Raw genomic sequence first — 17,744 nt, 5'->3', positions numbered from 1 at the left:
TTACGCCGTCTTGCGTTGCTGCTGCTCCGTGGCGTCGTGGAAAAACACGACCTGATGGGGATAGGGGATATCGATCTTCGCCCGGTCCAGTGCGAGCTTGATGCCCGTCGCCACGCGGTCGCTGGTCTGCAGCACACGGTCCTGCCGGGCGTCGGTCCAGAAGTACACGGTGAAATTGACTGACGAAGGGGCCAATTCGGTCACGTGCACCCAGGGCGCAGGATCCGGCAGCACCCCCTCTGTGTCATGGAGGAGGCGTTCGATCGTCTCGCGCGCCTGCTCGATGGAATCCGTGTAGCCGATGCCGACGGTGAAGCGGGAGCGCCGGATGCCGTAGGCGGTGCGCACCAGAATCGCGCGCGAGTAGACCTCCATGTTGGGCACCGTCACCAATTCCCCGTCATAGGTTTTGATCCTGGTCGAGCGGGTGTTGATCTCTTCCACCGTGCCTTCCGTCTCGCCGGTGCGGACCTGGTCGCCGATGCGAAACGGCTGCCGCCACAACAGGAGCAGGCCGGCGAGAAAATTTTGCAAAATGTCTTTGAACGCAAAGCCGACGGCAATGGAGGTGATCCCGAGCCCCGCGACCAAATCGCCCGGCTTGAACGCGGGGAAGATCACGACCGCCGAGACGAACAGGCCGAGCACGACCATGGCCGCGGAGGCCAAGCGCCCGAGCAGATCCGCGAGCGTTTCATGCAGCCGCGTCCTCCGGCCGGCCGCGACAATCGCCCGTTTGAGGACGCGTCCGGCGAGGACGAAGAGCGCCAGAACGAGCAGGCCGATCACGATCAGCGGCAGGCGCTCGAGGAAACTTTCCCACAGGCCTGCCAGGGTTCTCCAGGCCAAGCCGGCCCCGGAATGCTCGCCGACGGCTTCCATCATGCACCTCCTCCCCGGCGCCCGCGCAGATGCTCGGGAAACCGGCGGGGCTCGAGGGCGACCGTCTCCCACGCCGCGCGGTCGGCCGGCACGCGCTGCCGGTACTGCTCGAAGGAGGCGACCGGCGCGGTCCCGAAGGCGCGGCTCGACGGAATCTGCGGGATGCGGACGAAGAGCACCGCCAGCCCGTCTTCCTGCAGCAGCCGCTCGTACTCGGTGAGCCGCCGTCCCGGATCGGTGCGGCGTTCCATCAGGCGCAACACATCCAGCGTCGCCGCTTCGAAGGCGGCCCGGGGAAACACGCGCGTCTTTTCTTCCATGAGATACCGGTACAGCGAGCCGGCCGCCTCCCGATCCCGCGAGGTGAGCATAACGTAGAGCCAGGCCGGCCAGGCGAGCAGGAGGCCCGTCCGCCCGAGAGGCGGCACCCGCCATCCCACCGAACGGAGCGCATCCATCGGCATGCCGGTGCTGTTCATGGCGGCGTGGTGGTACCGGCCGGGATCGGCATAGAACCGCTGGAAGACGTCGTGGATCGCCGACTGAACGCGGGCGGCGGTGCGATCGTCGCGCAGCAGCAGCACCGTCATAGAGCTCGGCCGGTAGTACGCCTGCCCGCTGTTGAGATCGTTCAGATAATTGTCCATCGGCACCAAGCCGGCCAGAATGCCTTTCTCGCTGACCACGTCCAACGGATAGAAATTGTTCACGATCCAATCGGCCCATTCGCCGCGCGGCCCAAGCCGGCCGGTGGCGATGGAGAGATGGCCGCCGTGCGATTCGTCGTCGTCGGCCTGCGCACCGTTCAGCACGAACGCCAGGACCGGCCGGTCGGCCCAACGCACAGCCGTGCCGGGCTGACGCGCCCACAGCAGCCGCGCGGGCAGTGGGTCGGCCACGGCCTCCATCTGGGCGTCGATCAGTTGCGCCAGCCGGCGCTCGGCGTCCAACGGGCGGAGCGGCAGCCGGTCGGGGCGGATCAGGCTGTCTTCCGGCCAGATCGTGCGGGCGATGAAGCGGGGCGCGCCGTCGCGCGGGTGCATCGTCCCGCGCAGGCGCAGCGGGCGGCCGGAGAAGTAGCGCGTCGTGGAGTCGTCATAATAGGCCCGATTGGACCGCAGCCGCGGTACCAGCGTCAGTTCGAGCGAGCCGCCCTGCGGGCCGGTCACGGCCGCGCCGTCGTCCGACAGAACGACGTGCTCGAGGATGGAGGGAGCGGCGGTCCATATAAATGGGGCGCCGCGGTCCGGGCGGCGCGGGACGGCGACGACCTCATGGCCCACGTGCCAGCGCAGGACCGGCGAAAGTTGTTCCGCGGCGTCGCCGGTCGCGAGCTGGAACTCGTCTCCCATCCAGAGCCCGAGCCGCTCCTGCTCCAACGCCGGCTTGAGCCTGGGGACTCGTTCCGTCATCGGCCCTCGTTTTCCGCTTGCGCGAAGGCCTGCGCGTCGTCGATGGCTTCCTTCAAGGTCTCGACGGCCTGGGGCAGGGCGTGCGGGTCATCCACACGCTCCGGCATCGTGTCGAGTCTGCCGAGGCTCAGCTCCACGTTCTCCTCGGCGATCTGCAATCGGAGCAAGACTTGTTGCAGCGGGATCAGATCCGGGTCATCGGCCTTCTGATCCGCCGTCGCTTTGATCCTGTTTAAGAGCGCCGTCCGGAGCCGGCTTGCCTCTATCACCAGCAGCGTGATGTCTCTGCGATCCATCGTGCCGCCGCGTCGATCGACCGATTCTGCAGCCGCCGCCCCGTGCGGCGCAAGAGCGGGCGGAGCGGCGGCGAGAAGCAATCCGAGCAGGAGCGCGGAGAATCGGCCGTTCATCGGTAGAGGAGCGTGACGTGCGAGGTGAGATCGGAATGCGATGCTGCCCGTCGCGCTTTTCTCGCCGGTCCCGCCCCGTCGCGCATGGTGCACGTTCACCGGCGGCACGGCTGGCAATCGGCGGCGATCGGGGTCGGCTTGTGCGGCGGCGGGCAGCCGGAGAGCGCCGCGCCGAACAGCAGCACCAAGAGAAGGAGCGCCCAGGTGGGCATCGACATGGTGCACTCTCCGAGTTCGTGGTTCGCAGCTCAGGGTTCGAAGTTCGAGGTTCGAAGTTCGACGCTGTCCGGAACCTCGCACCTCGAACGCGGAACCGCGAACTTCCCCAACGTCACGCCGCCTGTTCTATGGGGCCGAAGACCCGCCGGTGCCCCGGCGAAAATTTCGCTTGCTTCACCGTCCAGACCGGACAGGGCGCGCGGCGCAGCACGCTCTCCGCGACGCTGCCGATCAATGCGCGCTGGAGCCCGCGCCGTCCGTGCGTGCCCATGACGATGAGGTCCGACCGCTGCGCCTCGGCGGTGTCGACGATGAAATCGGCCGGCCCTCCGCCTCCGCGAATCACGGTCTCCACCGTCACCCCCTGCGCGCGCAGCAGATCGGCGTACCGTCCGGCGCGGGCCTCGATGTCCCGGCGCACCTGCGCGTCTTCCGCCAACTCCGCCACGGTGAAGTTGAGCCGCAGCCAGCTCCATTCCAAGACGTGCAGCAACGTGATCGGCGCCGCGAAGCGGCGGGCGAGGAGCAGGGCCGTTTCCAACGCGTCGAAGGAGGAATCGGAAAAATCGAGGGGCGCCAGGAGGCGCTGGACGGAGACCGTGTCCTGTTCTCTCCCGGCGGCCGGCGGCCGGACCGTGACGACCGGACAGGGCGCGCCCTTGACCACCCGTTCGGCGGTGCTGCCGAGCAGCACGTGGTCGAGGCCGGTGCGGCCTTGCGTGCCCATCACGATCAGGTCGATTCCGTTCTCGCGGGCCGTGCGAATAATTTCTTCGCTGGCGATGCCGACGGTGTGCTGGCCCGTGGCCTGTACGCCGGTTTGCCCCATCTGTTCCGTCAGCTCGTGCAAGACCCTCGACACCTGTTCGCGGATCGGTTCCAGGAGATAGGGGTCCGCGACGGCATCGGCCGACAAGGTGGGATAGGGTTGCGAGACGTGCTGCACGAGGACGGTTGCCCCGTAGGTTTGCGCCAGAAACAGGGCGTAGTCCTTCGCCCGGCCTGCGCCGCGACTGAAATCGGTCGCGAGCAGGATGCGACGCAACGAGAGAGGGTCCGGTTCCATACCGCTTCGACAAGGCACAGGCCGTGCCACGGGGACTGGCTCCGGCGGAAGCCGGTGCCTGTCCCCATGGGGCTTGCTATCCCCGTAGGGCTCGTCGTGCCGATGGGCATCGAGAGCGGACAGACTGTCTCCATGGCGACATCTTGTACTTCAACCGTTCACATGCAGAAGGGGCGGGCGGGGAAAGGGGACAGCGGGCGGGGAAAGGGGACAGGCACCGGCTCGGCGCCGGAGCCAGTCCCCTATCATCGTTACCGGGATTCCTCCGGGGCGATGAGAGCCACGTTGGTTTCTTTGAGCTTCGCCTCAACCGTGCGCTCCTGCTCGCCGACGTTCTTGCGGACCGTGAGCCACTCCTTCACCTTGGGCTGTTTCGACACGACCGGCTCCTCCTTCATCAGCGTGATGTCGACGCTCTGCGGCGAGAAGATGTCGCGCGGCAGGCGGTTGATCGTCTCGCTGATCGGCGTGCGCTCGATCACGATCCGCTCTTCCCGGAGCTGGACCGTCTGCTCGGCCGGCCGTTCCGTCGGTTGAATGGAAATCCGCACCTTCTCGGCCGGGACTTCCCGCTTGTCGATGACCAGGCTCTGCCGCACTTCCGCCACGGTGACGGGGAAGCTCATCGATTGGGAGGACGGCAGCGACAAAGGCTCCGAGGCGCGGGCCGCCGCGCTCTCCTGCGCCATGCCGGCCGGAGCCGGCAGATCGGACGACGCCATCTGCTGCGGCTCGCGCGAGACCTCCGCCTTGGTGCCGCGAAGTTTGTCCTGCACGGTCTGGCTCCGCACCTGTTCTTCTTTGCGGATCGTAATCAGATTGGTGATGACCGGCTGGATGCCGGCCGTCGGCACTTCGGCCATCTCGACCAATTCAATCGTTCTCGGCTGAAACGCCTGTTCGCCGAGGGAGGGCTCTCCGCCGCCGCCCTGCTCGCGATCGATGACGATCTGTTCGCGCTTCACCCGGACCGACTCCTTCACCGGGGTTTCGACCGGGTTGATGGTGATGCGCATCTTGTTCCCTTCCACCTGGCGGGTGCCGACGTGCAGCTCTTCTTCGACGATGGGGATCCGCGCCGGCAGACTGACGGACTGTCCGTCGATGCCGGACGCGGACGGCGCGGCGGACGCGCGGTGTTTCTCTTGGCGGGTCTTGCGACTCGGCTTCTCCTTCGGCGATTCCGATGCCGATGCCGAGGCCAGGCGCAGTGAACCTCCGTCCGAGCGGCTGGACGCGGAGGCGCTTTCGCAGCCGGCCCAGGCAAAGGCGATGAGTGTGACCGACACGACCGTTTTGTATGACAGCTCCATGCTCGTCTCCTCTCATTGGTGATGATGGTGTGGCTCCCTCCGTGAAAAATTTGCAAGCGATATGCCCTCTGCGGCGAGCCGATTTATCAATGACACGCGCGTCGCTCCTGACGCCGCGCCGAGGACAGCTCATCTCCGGCGTGACAGTATGTCGCCGCTTGGCGAGCGTCCGCCTGTGCCGGCGCGTTCCATCCGAGGCGTTTTCCCAGCCGGAAGACGAGCCAGGCGGTACAGGCATTGCAAATTTGTTTCATTCTCGGATTCTGGAAAGGAGGGACAGACCTATGCATGCGTATGGCAGGCGAATCAGCTCAATGGTCACTCTCGCGGCGGTCGGGTGTCTGGCCGGAACGGCGGTGCAGGCCGCCTCGTCGCCCTATCCGTCCCGCTACAGCGAGTACTATGAAATCACGGCCCACAACGGCATGCTGATCGGCGGCGAGGGGCGGACCGGCGACTCCATGCGGTATCGCGGGAGGCGCATCTGGTCCGGCCCCGGGACGGCGACGGTGTTGGTGCGGGAGCGGAGCAACACGGGCATGGTGATGGGCAGCATCCGGGCCAAAGGCCGCACTTATACGGTGCTGATGAACGAATTCAACGGCGATCGTCCGTTCCAAAGCGGCGGCATCGCCAGGAACGTGATGCTGCACGGGCTGACCGCACAAGGCGGGCCGTTCCTTCCGCAGACGTTCGCCTATCTGGCCGGCTGGGGGAGTCCCTGCACGGTGTGGAAGGATGCCGAAGTCCTCTATGACGGCTACCGGTGCCATTTCATGTTGACCGAAAAAGTACGGGACCCGGAGACGGGGGAGATCCGCGATTTTCCGGGCAAGGAGAAAGTACGGCAGCTCATCCGAGGCGAGCGGTGGCAGGGCGACTATGAGGGCAACGAGGACATCCGGCAACAGATCCGCGAGAGCGGCGATGCCGGTTTGAAAGGCCTGCAACTGCATCTCTTCGCCCATTCACCGGAACGCGATACGGCCAATCTTCCGCCTTACGAGACCACGATGCACTTCGTGTGGAACGACGTGCAGTGGTGGGGCGGCCCCGAGCCGGCCGGCGGGCGGTGGTCCGACAAGGAGATCAATAGGATGGTCGAGCGCGAGCTGAGGGCGAACACGCTGGTGGAGGCCGAGGACATCGATGTGCGGGTCAAAAACGGGCGGGTGACGTTGACCGGGACGGCACAAACTCCCACGGAGAAAAACCACGCCTATTTTTCCGCCTGGGTGCCGGGCGTCACGTCCGTGCGCAACGACATTCAGGTGCGCCGGCAGGAACCGCTCAGCGACAAGGAGCTCCAGCGGGCGATCACCTACGCGTACGGGCTTGACCCGCGCATCGTCCATAGCCGTCCCAAGGTCAAGGTCAGGGACGGCGTCGTCACGCTGAGCGGAACGGTCGCGGATGATGACGCGAAGAACGCGGCCGAAGAGATCGCCATGCAGTTCGAGGGCGTGTCGGACGTGAAGAACCGCCTGAAGACCGACGAAAGCCTCCCGAAGGGAGAGCGGCAAGATATCGACGCGATCGTGTTCTATGACATCGAGCCCATGGAGCCGGGCATCTCCAGGGCTGATCGGGAATTGCAGCAGGACATCGAAAGCCAACTCACCTGGAGCCCGTATGTCGATGCGGATCGGGTGGAGGTGAGCGTCCTGGACGGCGTGGCCTATCTCTTCGGGACCGTGGAAGATCAGGATGCGCGGCAAGCGGCGATCGACAACGCGTTCGACGCGGGCGCCGAGCGGGTGGTGAGTTATCTCGAGACTGAAGAAGCGTAGGCCTCACAGGACAGGGCCGAGATTCGAGTGCCGAGAACTCGGCCCTCGGCCCTTTCTCGCTCGGCCCTCCCGTTCGGCCGTGGGGAGAGCGGGACTGTGGGAGAGTGGGACAGCTGAGCGCGGGACAGCTGAGTATGGGGATATGAGTGCCGAGGAGCGTGAGGGAACGAGGATCGGCTCGGTCCTGGCAACGTTCATTCTCCTGGCCGGCGTAGGCGTCGCCCATGCCGGCTCCGCCGGGGGCGGGGATCTGTTTCAGGTGACCGCGATGAACGGCCATCTGCTTCGCGGAGCAGACGCCGAGGCGGGAGCAGGCCGCGCCCGCCTGTCCGGTTTCGGCACGGCCACCGTGCTGGTGCGCGAGGGAGCCAACAGCGGGCTCGTCACCGGCTCGGTCCGCGCGGAGGGCCATACCTATACGGTGCTGATGCAGCGGTTCCGCGGCGAACGGCCGTTCATGAGCGGCGGCATCGCGGCGCGCGTCACAGTCGACGCGCCGCCGGGCTCGACGCGCCGCCGCGCCGAAGCGTATCTGGCCGGATGGGGGCCCGATTGTACCGTGTGGAAAGATTCCGAGATGGTGTACGACAAGGGACGGTGCCGGTTTCTGCTCATCGACGGGCCGGATGGCCGGACGGAATTGCACCTGCTCGCGCGCGGGCCCCGCGGCGCCGATATGCCGGAGCTCGCCGGGACTCTCCATCTGATGTGGGACGACGTGCAGTGGTGGGATGCACCGGAGAACGCGCGGGCGCCGGGCGGCGAACGGCGCGGGTGGGCCGACGCGGAGATCGCCGCGTTCGTCGAACGAGCATTGGCCGGCAGTACCCTGGTCGATGCGGCGGACATCGACGTGCGGGTGGACGATGGGCATGTCACCCTGTCGGGCACGGCCCGGTCGGACCGCGAACGACAGCAGGCGGCGATGCTCTCGTGGGTGCAGGGCGTGAAATCGGTGCGGAACGAGCTCGCGGTGCGCCGCGCAGGAAGCCCGCAAGCGGCGCGCGCCGTGCCCGACGAGCGACAGGATCGGAATATCCGGCGCACGATCGAACGGACGTTGGAGGCCGACTCCTTCGTGGACGCGGGCCGTATTCGCGTGGAGGTGCGGCAGGGCCACGTCACCCTGCGCGGCGCCGTGGCTTCGGCCGCCGAAAAGCGCCATGCCTCCATCATGGCGTGGACGCCGGGCGTGACGTCGGTCCACAATGAGCTTCGCGTACAGCCGGACCAGCCGGAAGACCGCGAGGCCGGTTCATAAACGTGAAGAGGAAAGAAAGGAGAGCCATGCGATCTGTCATCGCGATCACTAGTCTGCTGGTTCTGACCCTCGGAGTCCTGACCTCGTGCGCCGGCGATCGATACGATCGGGAATCGACCGCGTACCGCGACGGCGAGGAGGAGACGGTGCGCGAGCGCGAGATCGGCCCCCCTGGTGCAGGTCCTGCGCCCTCCCAAGGCCGTTGGGCTCCGCATCCGAGCGGCATCGGGCCTGGATCGGGCCGGTAAATAGCAGTCACGCTGTCCTTCTCAGGTTCCTTCTCAAAGGTATGAGAACCGCGCGCTCCCGCAGCCGGGCCGGCACACGCCGATACTGGTCGGCCGACGTCATGAAGCGCAGCAATGCGTTGGATCTGGAACCCGGCGTCTTTCAAAGGAAGAGCCCGCGGAAGATTGCCGAGTCGCTCAAACGCTCCTCCGAACAAAGCACCCGGCGCAAAGGTACGCCGTACCAGTCGGCCATGTCGATGCTGACCTTCTATATCAATCGCGCCGGGAAGACCCTGAGCCCCGCACGCAAACGGATTCTGGAACGGGCCAAACCTGAGCTCCGAAAAATCTTCGGCCATGCGTAACGCAGCCGCTGGGCCGGTTGGACAGTACTCCCCCATCCTGTCGATCCACCTTGTCCGCCTGCGGGACATTTCGTCCGCTTCCATGGCTTCAGACGTGTGTTCGAGCGGCGGGTTTCAGGGTTGAGGTCCCGGCACTCGGACCTCGGCACTCGCCACTCGGCACTTCCTTACGGCCAGAGGCATGCCGGCCGGTATGAATCTCGCAGGGCGAGCCTTCTGTCATGGCGAGCAACGAACGGCGGCTGGTTCCGGTGACTCCGCCGGAGCGGACGGCAGGCGCGCAGGGTCCCCATCTCTGGGAAGTGCAAGCGATCCTCGATCTGCTGGTGATCCTGACGGGCGCGCTGCTCGTCTGGTTCATGTACGAGTTGCGCGGCGTGTTCATGCCGGTGCTCCTGGCGCTGGCGCTGGCGTATCTGGTCAATCCGGTTATCACCCGGCTGGAGGACCGTTGGTCGGTGCCGCGGCCCGCCACCATCACGATGCTGCTGGTCCTGCTTGTGCTCGCGGCGGCGGCGTTTCTGGCCTGGCTGGGTCCGCTGCTCGTCATCCAGACGCAGACGTTGGCGCGCAAGGCGCCGCAGTATCTCCAGACGCTGGCGGAACGGTACGGAATCGAGGCAACCGGGTTGTCCGACACCATCATGTCGTGGGCCTCGGGGTTTCAGGACGATCCCATCACCCTGCTGCAGCGCGTGTTTCAACCGGTCTTTGCCGGGACGGGGCAGGCGCTGGGTTTCATCGGCGCCGTCATCGGGACCACGACCTACTTCGCCATCACGGCGATGCTCATGCCGATCTACTTTTTCGTGTTCGCCTGGCGGTTCGAGCGGATTGCCGCATCGGTCACCCCGCTCATCCCGGCCAGTCGACGCGGGGCGACCATGGATATTCTGCGGAAGATGGACGAAGCGGTGACGGGATTTTTTCGTGGCCGCGTTCTCATTGCGCTGATCACCGGGGTGATGTACGCCGTGGGATGGGCCTGGACCGGTGTACCCTATTGGTTTCTGCTCGGCGCGGGGACCGGCCTGCTCTCCATCATTCCGTACGTCTCCGTCGTCGGGTGGCCGCTCGCCATCCTGCTCAAGTATCTGGATGTCGCGGCGAACGCCGGGGCGGCGGTCGATTGGGTGTCCGTCGCGCTCGTGCCCAGCATCCCGTACCTCGCCGTCCAGTTTTTGGAAAGCTGGTGGCTCACGCCGTGGATCCAGGGGCGCGCGAACGACCTGAGCGCGGTCACGGTCATCATCGTGGTGTTGATCGGCGGCGCGGTGGGCGGATTTCTCGGCCTGTTGCTGGCGATTCCCGCGGCGGCCTCCGTGAAGATTCTGTTTCAGGAATTGGTGCTGCCCCGGTGGGAAGCCTGGGCGGAGAGGCGGTGAGGAGGTCTATTTTGTCTATTTGGTCTGTCTCGTCTATCTGGTCCATGGTCCGGACAGACCGGACAGACCGGACAGACCGGACAGACCGGACAGACCGGACAGACCAGACAGACAACCTTGAGCCCATCAACCTATGAGCGAGCCGATCCTCTGGTCCAGTTATCCGTCGTGGCGCCAGTTCAGTTGGCTGTATTTCATCGCGGCGATGGTCGCGTGGCGCGCGTTCCTGTTCTGGCGGTTCGGCGTGCCGGGATGGGGCGCTTGGCTGATCGGCGCGCTGGTGTTGCTCGCGACGGCGGCGATCATCCGGCGATGGGCCCGCTATGAGCTGACCCCGACCCGCCTCATCATGCGCAACGGCTACACCGGCCGGGAAATCGGAGCGGTCGCGCTGGAGCACATCGAGGAGGTGGACATTCGGCAAGGGCCGATCGCCGACTTTCTGGCGATCGGCACGGTCCTGGTGCGATCCCGAGGCGAGACCGCGCTGCGCTTGCGCGGGCTGAGCGATCCCTACGGCGCCAAGCAGCGGATCGATGCGGCGAGACGGCAGAGCCGTCCGTCTGGTGCGAAGTCTGTCTCGTCTTTCTAGTCGGCGGACGGCAAGGACCACGCACCAGACAGACCAGACAGACCAGCCAATGGCGCGGCTTTTGCGAAATTGTCGTAGGCGCTCGTAGGATCGGACATGTTCGGAAGAACGACCACGCTGTTCCGGCTGTTCGGCTTTCACGTCCAAGCGGACATGAGCTGGCTCTTTCTGGCCTTGCTCATCACCTGGTCGTTGGCGACCGGCTATTTTCCATTCGAATACGAGCATCTGCCGGCTTCCTTTTATTGGGGGATGGCGCTGGTCGGCGCGGCGGGTCTGTTCGCGTCGCTGATCTTCCATGAGTTGGCCCATTCGCTGGTCGCGCGGCGGTTCGGCATCCCGATCAAAGGGATCACGCTGTTCATCTTCGGCGGCGTAGCCCACATGGATGAAGAGCCGCCGGGTCCCCGGTCGGAATTTTGGATGGCCGTGGCCGGACCGCTGTCGAGCCTGCTCCTCGCAGCGGGATTCTACGCCGTCATGCAAGGCGGGCGGGCGATCGGCTGGCCGGAACCCCTGGCGGGGATCACCGGGTACCTGGCGTTCATCAACGTCCTCTTGGCGGTCTTCAATCTGGTTCCCGCCTTTCCCTTGGACGGCGGGCGGGTCTTCCGTTCGGCGCTCTGGGCTTGGACGGGCAATCTCCAGTGGGCCACGCGAGTGGCCTCCCGGTTCGGAAGCGGCTTCGGCATCGTGCTCATGGTCCTGGGCGCGCTCAGCGTCTTCACCGGCCGCTTCGTGGGCGGGTTCTGGTACGTGCTGATCGGCTTCTTCCTGTACAACGCCGCGGGGCAGGCCTACGCGCATCTGCTCGTGCGCGGCGCGTTGAAGGGCGAGCCGGTGCGGCGGTTCATGTCGCGCGATCCCGTCACGGTTTCGCCGGATCTGCCGGTCCAATCGCTGGTCGACGACTATCTGTACCGCTACTTGTACGACATGTTTCCGGTGCTGCGGGGGTCCACCGTGGTCGGCTGTGTGACGACGAAAGACGTGGGGGCGCTGCCGCGCGCCGAGTGGGCGCGCAAGACGGTCGCGGATGTCATGAGGACCTGCTCGCCGGAGAACACCGTGCAGGCCGGCACCGATGCCATGGCGGCGCTGGCCCGGATGAATCGGACCGGCTCCAGCCGGCTGATGGTGCTGGACGGCGACAAACTCGTGGGCATCCTCGTGCTGAAAGACCTCATGAAACTGGTGGCCTTCCGGATGGATCTGGAACAGATGGAAGAAGCGGCATAGAACAAGTGGAAAGTGAAACGGTAAAAGTAAAGGTGGAGGTGTGAAGCAGAATCAGACGGCCCGGAATCGATCATAAGAACACGAGGGAGGAATCATGAAACCTCATGCGGCTTGGCCGATGCTGATGGCGTTGCTCGGAGGAGTGGTGGGTGGCGCGCTCGTACAGTCTGTCGCGGACGGTCCCTGGGCCGGGGCGGAGCCCGCGGCCGGCTCCGTCGTCACGGCCGGGGAATTCCGTCTGGTGGGACAGGACGGCGTGACACGAGGGCAACTGTTTCTGTGGGACGGTCGGCGGCCGATGCTGGTGTTGGGCGATGCGCATTGTCGGATGCGGGTGACGTTGGGCCTCAGCGAGCAGGACGGGCATCCCTCGATGGTCTTGTATGACGAAGACTGCCGGCGGCGGGCGGCGCTCGACCTGATTCCCGACGGCCAGCCCGAATTGACGTTCCGGGATGAGGGGGACATTCCCCGCGCCCGGCTCCATCTGCTGAAGGACGGAAGCCCGGTGCTGCGCTTGTTCGATCCGAACGGCCGGACCCTCTGGACGGCGGCGCGGTGAGGAATGAGCGGGGAGGAATGAACGGTTAGAAGTGGAAGAGGGACGAAGGCCGTGAAGCAGCTGCGGCGGTTTCGCGAACTGGCGGATTTGGCATTGCACGCCACCGACGGCGATCTCGGATCCGTGGAAGATCTGTACCTCGACGACCGTCATTGGCAGGTGCGCTATCTGGTCGTCAAAACCGGGGGCTGGCTGTTGGGCCGTTACGTGCTCATCGCGCCCGTCTCCGTGCGGGAGATCGACGACGCCGAGGGGACGCTGCACGTCAATTTGACCCGGGAGCAGATCGAACAGTCGCCGCCCATCGACCGGGCGAAGCCGGTATCGCGCGCGTACGAACAGGCGTACTACCGGCATTTTCGGCTCGCGCCCTATTGGGATACGGTGCCGGGGCCCTGGGGAACCGCGGTGCCCTATCCGGGAACCGTGCCGCCGACGATCGAGAAGGCCGGTGCGGCGGCGCAACCCGAGCATCCCCACCTCCGCAGCGCGAAAGAGCTTACGGGCTACGCGATCCGCGCACGTGACGGCGAAATCGGCCATCTCGAAGACGTGGTCGTCGACGACGAGGACTGGGTGGTGCGGTACGTCGAGGTGGATACGCGGAAATGGCTGCCGGGCAAGAAGGTGCTGATGCAGGCCGGGCGCATCGAAGAGATCAGCTGGGCCGCGCGCCACGTGAAGGTGGGGCTCACGCGCCTCGCCATCGAGTCCGCGCCGGCCTACGATCCGTCCGAGGTGATCACGCCCGAGTACGAAGTGCAGCTCTTCAAGCACTACAGCAAAGACGCGGCGTGACTGGAAAGTAAAAAGGTCTATCTCGTCTATCTGGTCTGTCTCGTCTATTCGGTCATGACCAGACAGACCAGACAGACCAAATAGACCAGATAGACCAAATAGACCAAATAGACCAGATAAGCGCTCAAGAGCGGTCCAAGCAAGTCGGCGATGCCGAGTTGAGCGAGTGCCATCGTGGAGCTCCGAACGGAGAGTGTAAGCACACGGCATACCAACGCAGACCATCACGGGGGCAGAGAATGAAACTCTATGCTGTGCTCTTGATGACCGTCCTGCTGCCGCTACCGTTCGCGTCCCTCTTCGCTCAGCCCGCCTGGGTGCAGCTCGCCCCCGAGTCTGCTCCTCCTCTCAGAGAAGGGAGAGGAGGGGAGGCGCGCCCGTATGCCGATGACAATCGGGATGAGGCTCTCGACGACGACACGGACAGCCCCGGCATGTTTTCGGAACGGGACGAGGATGACGACCGGTACGGCTGGTACGACTGGGGATGGGAAGAGGACTCCGACCGCTCCGGCGCTTCGGGCTTCGATGACGATGACGACGATGATGACTGGGGCTATCAATGGGGATAGGCTCTGCTTTATGGCCGAGCCGAGCGCTCTCCCCGATCGGGAGCGTGCAGTACGGTGACGTCGATCAGCGGCGTGGCGGCGAAGTCTTCCTGCCGAAGGCGGCGGTGGATGGAGGCCAGCAGGCGCTCCCGGATATCTCCGTCGGATAAGTCGCCGGCCGTGCGCTGGACGTAGAGGACGCCGAGCAACGTATGCTGACCCCGGATGTCGGCGCGGGTAAAGCGGACGTCGGCTTCGGCCAGCGCGGCGAAGCCGCTGTCGTCCACGACCTGCTTGATGGTTTCCGCCGCGCGCTCCGCGCGGCTCGACCGTTGCAATTGCGGGCGATCCCACAACTGCCAGACCACCAACGCGGCCAGGGCCGCGAGACTGACGGCGGCCGTGGCGCGGGCGACCCAGGGCCGGCCTCGGCGATAGCGCACGCCGGTCGGGGAAAGGCCGTACCACCGGAACACCGCGGCGCCGGACAGGTTGATGCCGATCAACTGGAGCGCCAGCAGGAACGCCCCGCTGATCGCCATGTCCCATTCGCCGACCGCGCCCGCCATGCCGATCAGCCCTGCCGGCGGCGCGAGCGAGGCCGCCACCAGCAGGCCGACCGCGGCGCCCGACACGAGGCTGTTGCGGTCGGACTGCACGAGGGTCAAGGCGCCGGCCGCGCCGGCGGCGAGCGGGAGCAGCACGGCGGCGGAGGACAATTGGCTGACGGCGACCATCTGGTCGGTCGCGATCTGTTGGCGAAACAGCCGGCTCAGGGCGGCGGCGACCGCGATCGTCAGCGAAAGCGACGCTCCATAGCGCAGCAGACTGCGCCCGAGCAGCGCGGCGTCGCCCCGCGCGGTCGCGATCGCCGCGTTCATCGCCGGACCGGCATAGGGCGCGATCAGCATGGCGGCGGTGAGCAGATAGACGGTGTTGGTGAACAGGCCGATCCACACGACGACGCCGGCCGCCGCCGCGTAGCCGAGGAAGCCGGTCCAGGAGCCGACGCTTTGCAGTCCGCCGAGAACAATCTCCAACGCGCTGCGCGGCGTGACGTCGACGACCTGCCGGGCGGCGCGTTCGGCCGGCGGCTGAAGCGTCATCACGCCGCGGGGAATCAGGGAAATGCGCAAGCCGTCGACCTCTTGGACGTCGGCCAGTAATTGGTCCACCCGGCTGTTGGCGATGTGCACGACCACGAGGTCGGTCGCCTGTCCGCCGTCGCTGGCCTCAACGAGGAGCAGGTCCGTTCCTTCGCGCCGCCGGGCCGCCTGCAACACGATCGATCCACTGCCGCGGGGAACCTGAATCAACAGTTGTCTCATGCCGGCGCCGAGCGCTGGATTCGTCAGACTTGTTGTCCGGCGGACGGACAGGCTGTCTGGTGAAGTGAAAGGGCCACACCAAAAGCCAAGAGTTGGGATTGAGCACCTCTCGATGAAAGCAGAGGATATGCCAGGAACGCCGCCGGTACGGATATCGCAAGATTACGAACAGATGGCCGATAGTCGAGAGCTCCATGAATAAGATCTATCTGCTCGATGCGTTGTTTCTGCTGATCGCCGGGGTCGCGGCGATCTTCGCCTTCGGCGTCACCACCTCCCGGTTTACGGGGACCTTCAAGATCATCTTTGTCCTCTTCTTCGCCCTGTTCGTCTTCACGCTGTTGCTGGGCTACCTGCCGCAGACCCGAGAGATCTACCAAACGGAAGAGGCGAAAACGGGCGCCGAGTAAGTACGATTTGGCGATTGAGTGATTTGGTGAAGTGAGAAGCGAAAACTCTTCGCAAACTCGCCCAATCACTCAATCACCAAATTGCTCGGCCAGGGCCGAGGCGCTTCTTCCCTGGGGAACCGCCCAGTGGGTCGGGCGTGACTCCGTCGGCTATTGGACAAGTATGAGGATCGCCGATTCGCCGCTGGCCCGGCTCTATCGTGTCTCGCCGGCGGACAGGCCGAAGCTCCGCATCGGTCTCTTGCTCGATACCCCTCGACTGCTGGCCTGCATGGCGCGGGTGGTGGACGACATCCGGTCCAGCAACTTTGCCGAGTTGTGCCTCGTCGTCTATAACGGCTCGGCATCCAAGCCCGCGGAGCCTCAGCGGCCGCGGTCCATTGCGGCTCGCCTCGCGAGACTCGCCAGGAACAAGGCGGCCAGGCGGCAGCTCTTCTATTACCGCTATACGTTGTGGGATCAGGCGCACGCCGGGATCTCGGACGATCCGCTGGCGCTGTGCGATTATTCCGACGTCTTGGCCGGGGTGCCCTCCATGACGGTGGAGCCGATCACGCACAAATTCACGCATCGCTTCCCGGAGGACGCCGTCGCCGCAATCCGGAGCCATGAGCCGGACGTCCTGCTCCGGTTCGGCTTCAACATCATCCGCGGCGACATCCTCAAGGCCGCGCGGTACGGCGTCTGGTCGTTCCATCACGGGGACAATGAGTATTACCGCGGCGGCGCGCCGCATTTTTGGGAGCTCGTGGAGCGCCATCCCCACACGGGCGTCATTCTGCAGGTCCTGACGGAAGAGTTGGACGGCGGGATGGTGCTGGCGAAGGGACTGTTCGCGACGGAGCACGGGCTCTCCGTGGCGAAGAATCGCTACGGGCCCTACTGGGGCACGACGCATTTCGTGATCCAGAAACTGTATGAGCTGCATCGGCACGGCTGGGACTTCGTGCGGTCGCGCATGCTGCCGGAAGCGCCCTATCGGGGACGTCGGAAACTCTACCGCATGCCGGACAATTGGGAGATGACCAGGTGGCTCTCCGGCGAGCTGGCCGGAAAGGTCACGGCGGCCGTTCTGCATCCCTTGCAATCCCGGACGCGCCTGCACTGGCGCATCGGGGTTCGCCTGTCCAAGACGCCCTTGTTTGAGGAAGGGACCGGCGCGCTTGCGTCCTTTCGCTGGTGCGAGGCGCCGGCCGGCCGCTCGTATGCGGATCCCATCCTCTTCGAGCGGGAGGGACGGCGCTGGATCTTCGTGGAGGATTACGAGTACGACCGGAAACAGGCCTGCATCTCGGTGGGAGAGATCTCGGAGACGGGCGATGTCGGCGCGTTGACTCCCTGCCTCACGCGGCCCTATCACCTCTCGTATCCGCTGGTCTTCTCGCACGAGGGGGAGATCTTCATGCTGCCTGAAACCGGAAGCCACGGCTGCGTGGAGCTCTACCGGGCGAAGAACTTTCCCTCCGAGTGGACGCTGGAGAAAGTGCTGCTGCCCCTCCGGGCGGTCGATACGACGCCCCTGTACCACGGCGGACAATGGTGGTTCTTCACGACCATCACGGAGCCGCAAGGCTGCAGCGCATTCGGACTGCTCTTCACCGCGGCGACCTTGACCGGGGACTGGGTGCTCCATCCCGCCAGTCCGATCAGCTTCAGCGCGGCGGACGCCCGGAGCGCCGGACCGATCCTCCGTCTGGGCGGCCGTCTCCTTCGCCCGACGCAAAGCGCCTGCCCGACGTACGGCGCCTCCTTTTCGGTGCACGAGATCACTCAGCTCGACGGCGAGCGGTACGAGCAGAAGACGATCGCCACGATCGATCCGGCCGGTCTGCTCCAACTCAAGGGCGCGCACACCTATACGCGGGTGGGCGACATGGAAGCGATCGACGGATGTTGGGCGGTGAAGAAATAAAAATTAAAAAGTAAAAAGT

At 65.4% G+C, this 17,744-nt stretch carries 20 protein-coding genes; 12 read left to right on the top strand and 8 right to left on the bottom strand.

What is annotated here, in order from left to right:
• The 6 genes from NITMOv2_RS23950 to NITMOv2_RS23505 all read right to left on the bottom strand — a co-directional run bounded on the left by NITMOv2_RS23950 (position 1) and on the right by NITMOv2_RS23505 (position 5,302).
• Positions 1–885 carry a mechanosensitive ion channel family protein gene (locus NITMOv2_RS23950; RefSeq protein ID WP_187299196.1) on the bottom strand — a complete coding sequence of 295 codons (885 nt, stop codon included), beginning with the start codon at positions 883–885 and terminating at the stop codon, positions 1–3.
• Entirely contained in the window at positions 882–2,294 is a 1,413-nt protein-coding gene (locus tag NITMOv2_RS23945) for a hypothetical protein (protein ID WP_053380219.1), read from the bottom strand. The genes NITMOv2_RS23950 and NITMOv2_RS23945 overlap by 4 nt, the downstream gene beginning before the upstream one ends.
• Entirely contained in the window at positions 2,291–2,704 is a 414-nt protein-coding gene (locus NITMOv2_RS12655) for a hypothetical protein (RefSeq protein WP_053380218.1), read from the bottom strand. Before NITMOv2_RS12655 ends, NITMOv2_RS23945 begins: the two co-directional genes overlap by 4 nt.
• Before the next feature lie 95 nt (positions 2,705–2,799).
• Positions 2,800–2,922: a hypothetical protein gene (locus NITMOv2_RS24685; RefSeq protein ID WP_274519464.1), complete on the bottom strand. Its 123-nt coding sequence runs from the start codon at positions 2,920–2,922 to the stop codon at positions 2,800–2,802.
• Between the two features lie 113 nt (positions 2,923–3,035).
• Positions 3,036–3,989, bottom strand: coding sequence for a universal stress protein (locus tag NITMOv2_RS12650; RefSeq protein ID WP_053380217.1), 954 nt, complete (start codon positions 3,987–3,989; stop codon positions 3,036–3,038).
• A 251-nt stretch (positions 3,990–4,240) separates the two neighbouring features.
• Positions 4,241–5,302 (bottom strand): YsnF/AvaK domain-containing protein, encoded by a 1,062-nt coding sequence (locus NITMOv2_RS23505; protein ID WP_053380216.1) that lies wholly within the window; start codon positions 5,300–5,302, stop codon positions 4,241–4,243.
• Between the two features lie 314 nt (positions 5,303–5,616).
• On the opposite strand from NITMOv2_RS23505, the gene NITMOv2_RS12640 reads away from it, so the two are divergent.
• The 9 genes from NITMOv2_RS12640 to NITMOv2_RS12600 all read left to right on the top strand — a co-directional run bounded on the left by NITMOv2_RS12640 (position 5,617) and on the right by NITMOv2_RS12600 (position 13,524).
• Entirely contained in the window at positions 5,617–7,092 is a 1,476-nt protein-coding gene (locus NITMOv2_RS12640; RefSeq protein WP_187299195.1) for a BON domain-containing protein, read from the top strand.
• A gap of 142 nt (positions 7,093–7,234) precedes the next feature.
• The gene (locus tag NITMOv2_RS12635) at positions 7,235–8,353 is read left to right on the top strand and encodes a BON domain-containing protein (protein ID WP_053380214.1); all 1,119 of its coding nucleotides are present in this window, start codon (positions 7,235–7,237) and stop codon (positions 8,351–8,353) included.
• Between the two features lie 26 nt (positions 8,354–8,379).
• Positions 8,380–8,601, top strand: a complete 222-nt coding sequence (locus NITMOv2_RS12630; protein ID WP_053380213.1) for a hypothetical protein — start codon at positions 8,380–8,382, stop codon at positions 8,599–8,601.
• Positions 8,602–8,642: 41 nt separating this feature from the next.
• On the top strand, positions 8,643–8,948 hold the full coding sequence (locus NITMOv2_RS12625; protein ID WP_053380212.1) for a DUF3175 domain-containing protein: 306 nt from the start codon (positions 8,643–8,645) through the stop codon (positions 8,946–8,948).
• A gap of 221 nt (positions 8,949–9,169) precedes the next feature.
• Positions 9,170–10,333: an AI-2E family transporter gene (locus NITMOv2_RS12620; protein ID WP_053380211.1), complete on the top strand. Its 1,164-nt coding sequence runs from the start codon at positions 9,170–9,172 to the stop codon at positions 10,331–10,333.
• Between the two features lie 133 nt (positions 10,334–10,466).
• Positions 10,467–10,925: a PH domain-containing protein gene (locus NITMOv2_RS12615; protein ID WP_053380210.1), complete on the top strand. Its 459-nt coding sequence runs from the start codon at positions 10,467–10,469 to the stop codon at positions 10,923–10,925.
• 96 nt (positions 10,926–11,021) lie between these two features.
• On the top strand, positions 11,022–12,164 hold the full coding sequence (locus tag NITMOv2_RS12610; RefSeq protein WP_053380209.1) for a site-2 protease family protein: 1,143 nt from the start codon (positions 11,022–11,024) through the stop codon (positions 12,162–12,164).
• 94 nt (positions 12,165–12,258) lie between these two features.
• Positions 12,259–12,726 (top strand): hypothetical protein, encoded by a 468-nt coding sequence (locus NITMOv2_RS12605; protein ID WP_053380208.1) that lies wholly within the window; start codon positions 12,259–12,261, stop codon positions 12,724–12,726.
• 51 nt (positions 12,727–12,777) lie between these two features.
• Positions 12,778–13,524 carry a PRC-barrel domain-containing protein gene (locus NITMOv2_RS12600; RefSeq protein ID WP_083447983.1) on the top strand — a complete coding sequence of 249 codons (747 nt, stop codon included), beginning with the start codon at positions 12,778–12,780 and terminating at the stop codon, positions 13,522–13,524.
• A 44-nt stretch (positions 13,525–13,568) separates the two neighbouring features.
• Here the strand turns inward: NITMOv2_RS12600 and NITMOv2_RS24680 are convergent, their stop codons facing one another.
• Complete coding sequence (locus NITMOv2_RS24680) at positions 13,569–13,697, bottom strand: hypothetical protein (RefSeq protein ID WP_274519463.1); 129 nt, start codon at positions 13,695–13,697, stop codon at positions 13,569–13,571.
• Positions 13,698–13,763: 66 nt separating this feature from the next.
• Here NITMOv2_RS24680 and NITMOv2_RS12595 point away from each other — a divergent pair, with 66 nt between their 5' ends.
• Complete coding sequence (locus tag NITMOv2_RS12595; RefSeq protein ID WP_145976311.1) at positions 13,764–14,096, top strand: hypothetical protein; 333 nt, start codon at positions 13,764–13,766, stop codon at positions 14,094–14,096.
• Between the two features lie 8 nt (positions 14,097–14,104).
• Here the strand turns inward: NITMOv2_RS12595 and NITMOv2_RS12590 are convergent, their stop codons facing one another.
• Positions 14,105–15,403 (bottom strand): DUF389 domain-containing protein, encoded by a 1,299-nt coding sequence (locus NITMOv2_RS12590; RefSeq protein ID WP_053380206.1) that lies wholly within the window; start codon positions 15,401–15,403, stop codon positions 14,105–14,107.
• 194 nt (positions 15,404–15,597) lie between these two features.
• On the opposite strand from NITMOv2_RS12590, the gene NITMOv2_RS12585 reads away from it, so the two are divergent.
• Together NITMOv2_RS12585 and NITMOv2_RS12580 are read left to right on the top strand one after the other, a co-directional pair.
• The gene (locus tag NITMOv2_RS12585; RefSeq protein ID WP_053380205.1) at positions 15,598–15,813 is read left to right on the top strand and encodes a hypothetical protein; all 216 of its coding nucleotides are present in this window, start codon (positions 15,598–15,600) and stop codon (positions 15,811–15,813) included.
• 163 nt (positions 15,814–15,976) lie between these two features.
• Positions 15,977–17,725 carry a glucosamine inositolphosphorylceramide transferase family protein gene (locus tag NITMOv2_RS12580; RefSeq protein WP_053380204.1) on the top strand — a complete coding sequence of 583 codons (1,749 nt, stop codon included), beginning with the start codon at positions 15,977–15,979 and terminating at the stop codon, positions 17,723–17,725.
• The last annotated feature ends 19 nt before the right edge of the window (positions 17,726–17,744 follow it).

This window comes from Nitrospira moscoviensis, from assembly GCF_001273775.1.
Lineage (GTDB): Bacteria > Nitrospirota > Nitrospiria > Nitrospirales > Nitrospiraceae > Nitrospira_D > Nitrospira_D moscoviensis.
The sequence above is the reverse complement of the archived record's forward strand: the minus strand, read 5'-3'. Positions and strand labels throughout refer to the sequence as shown.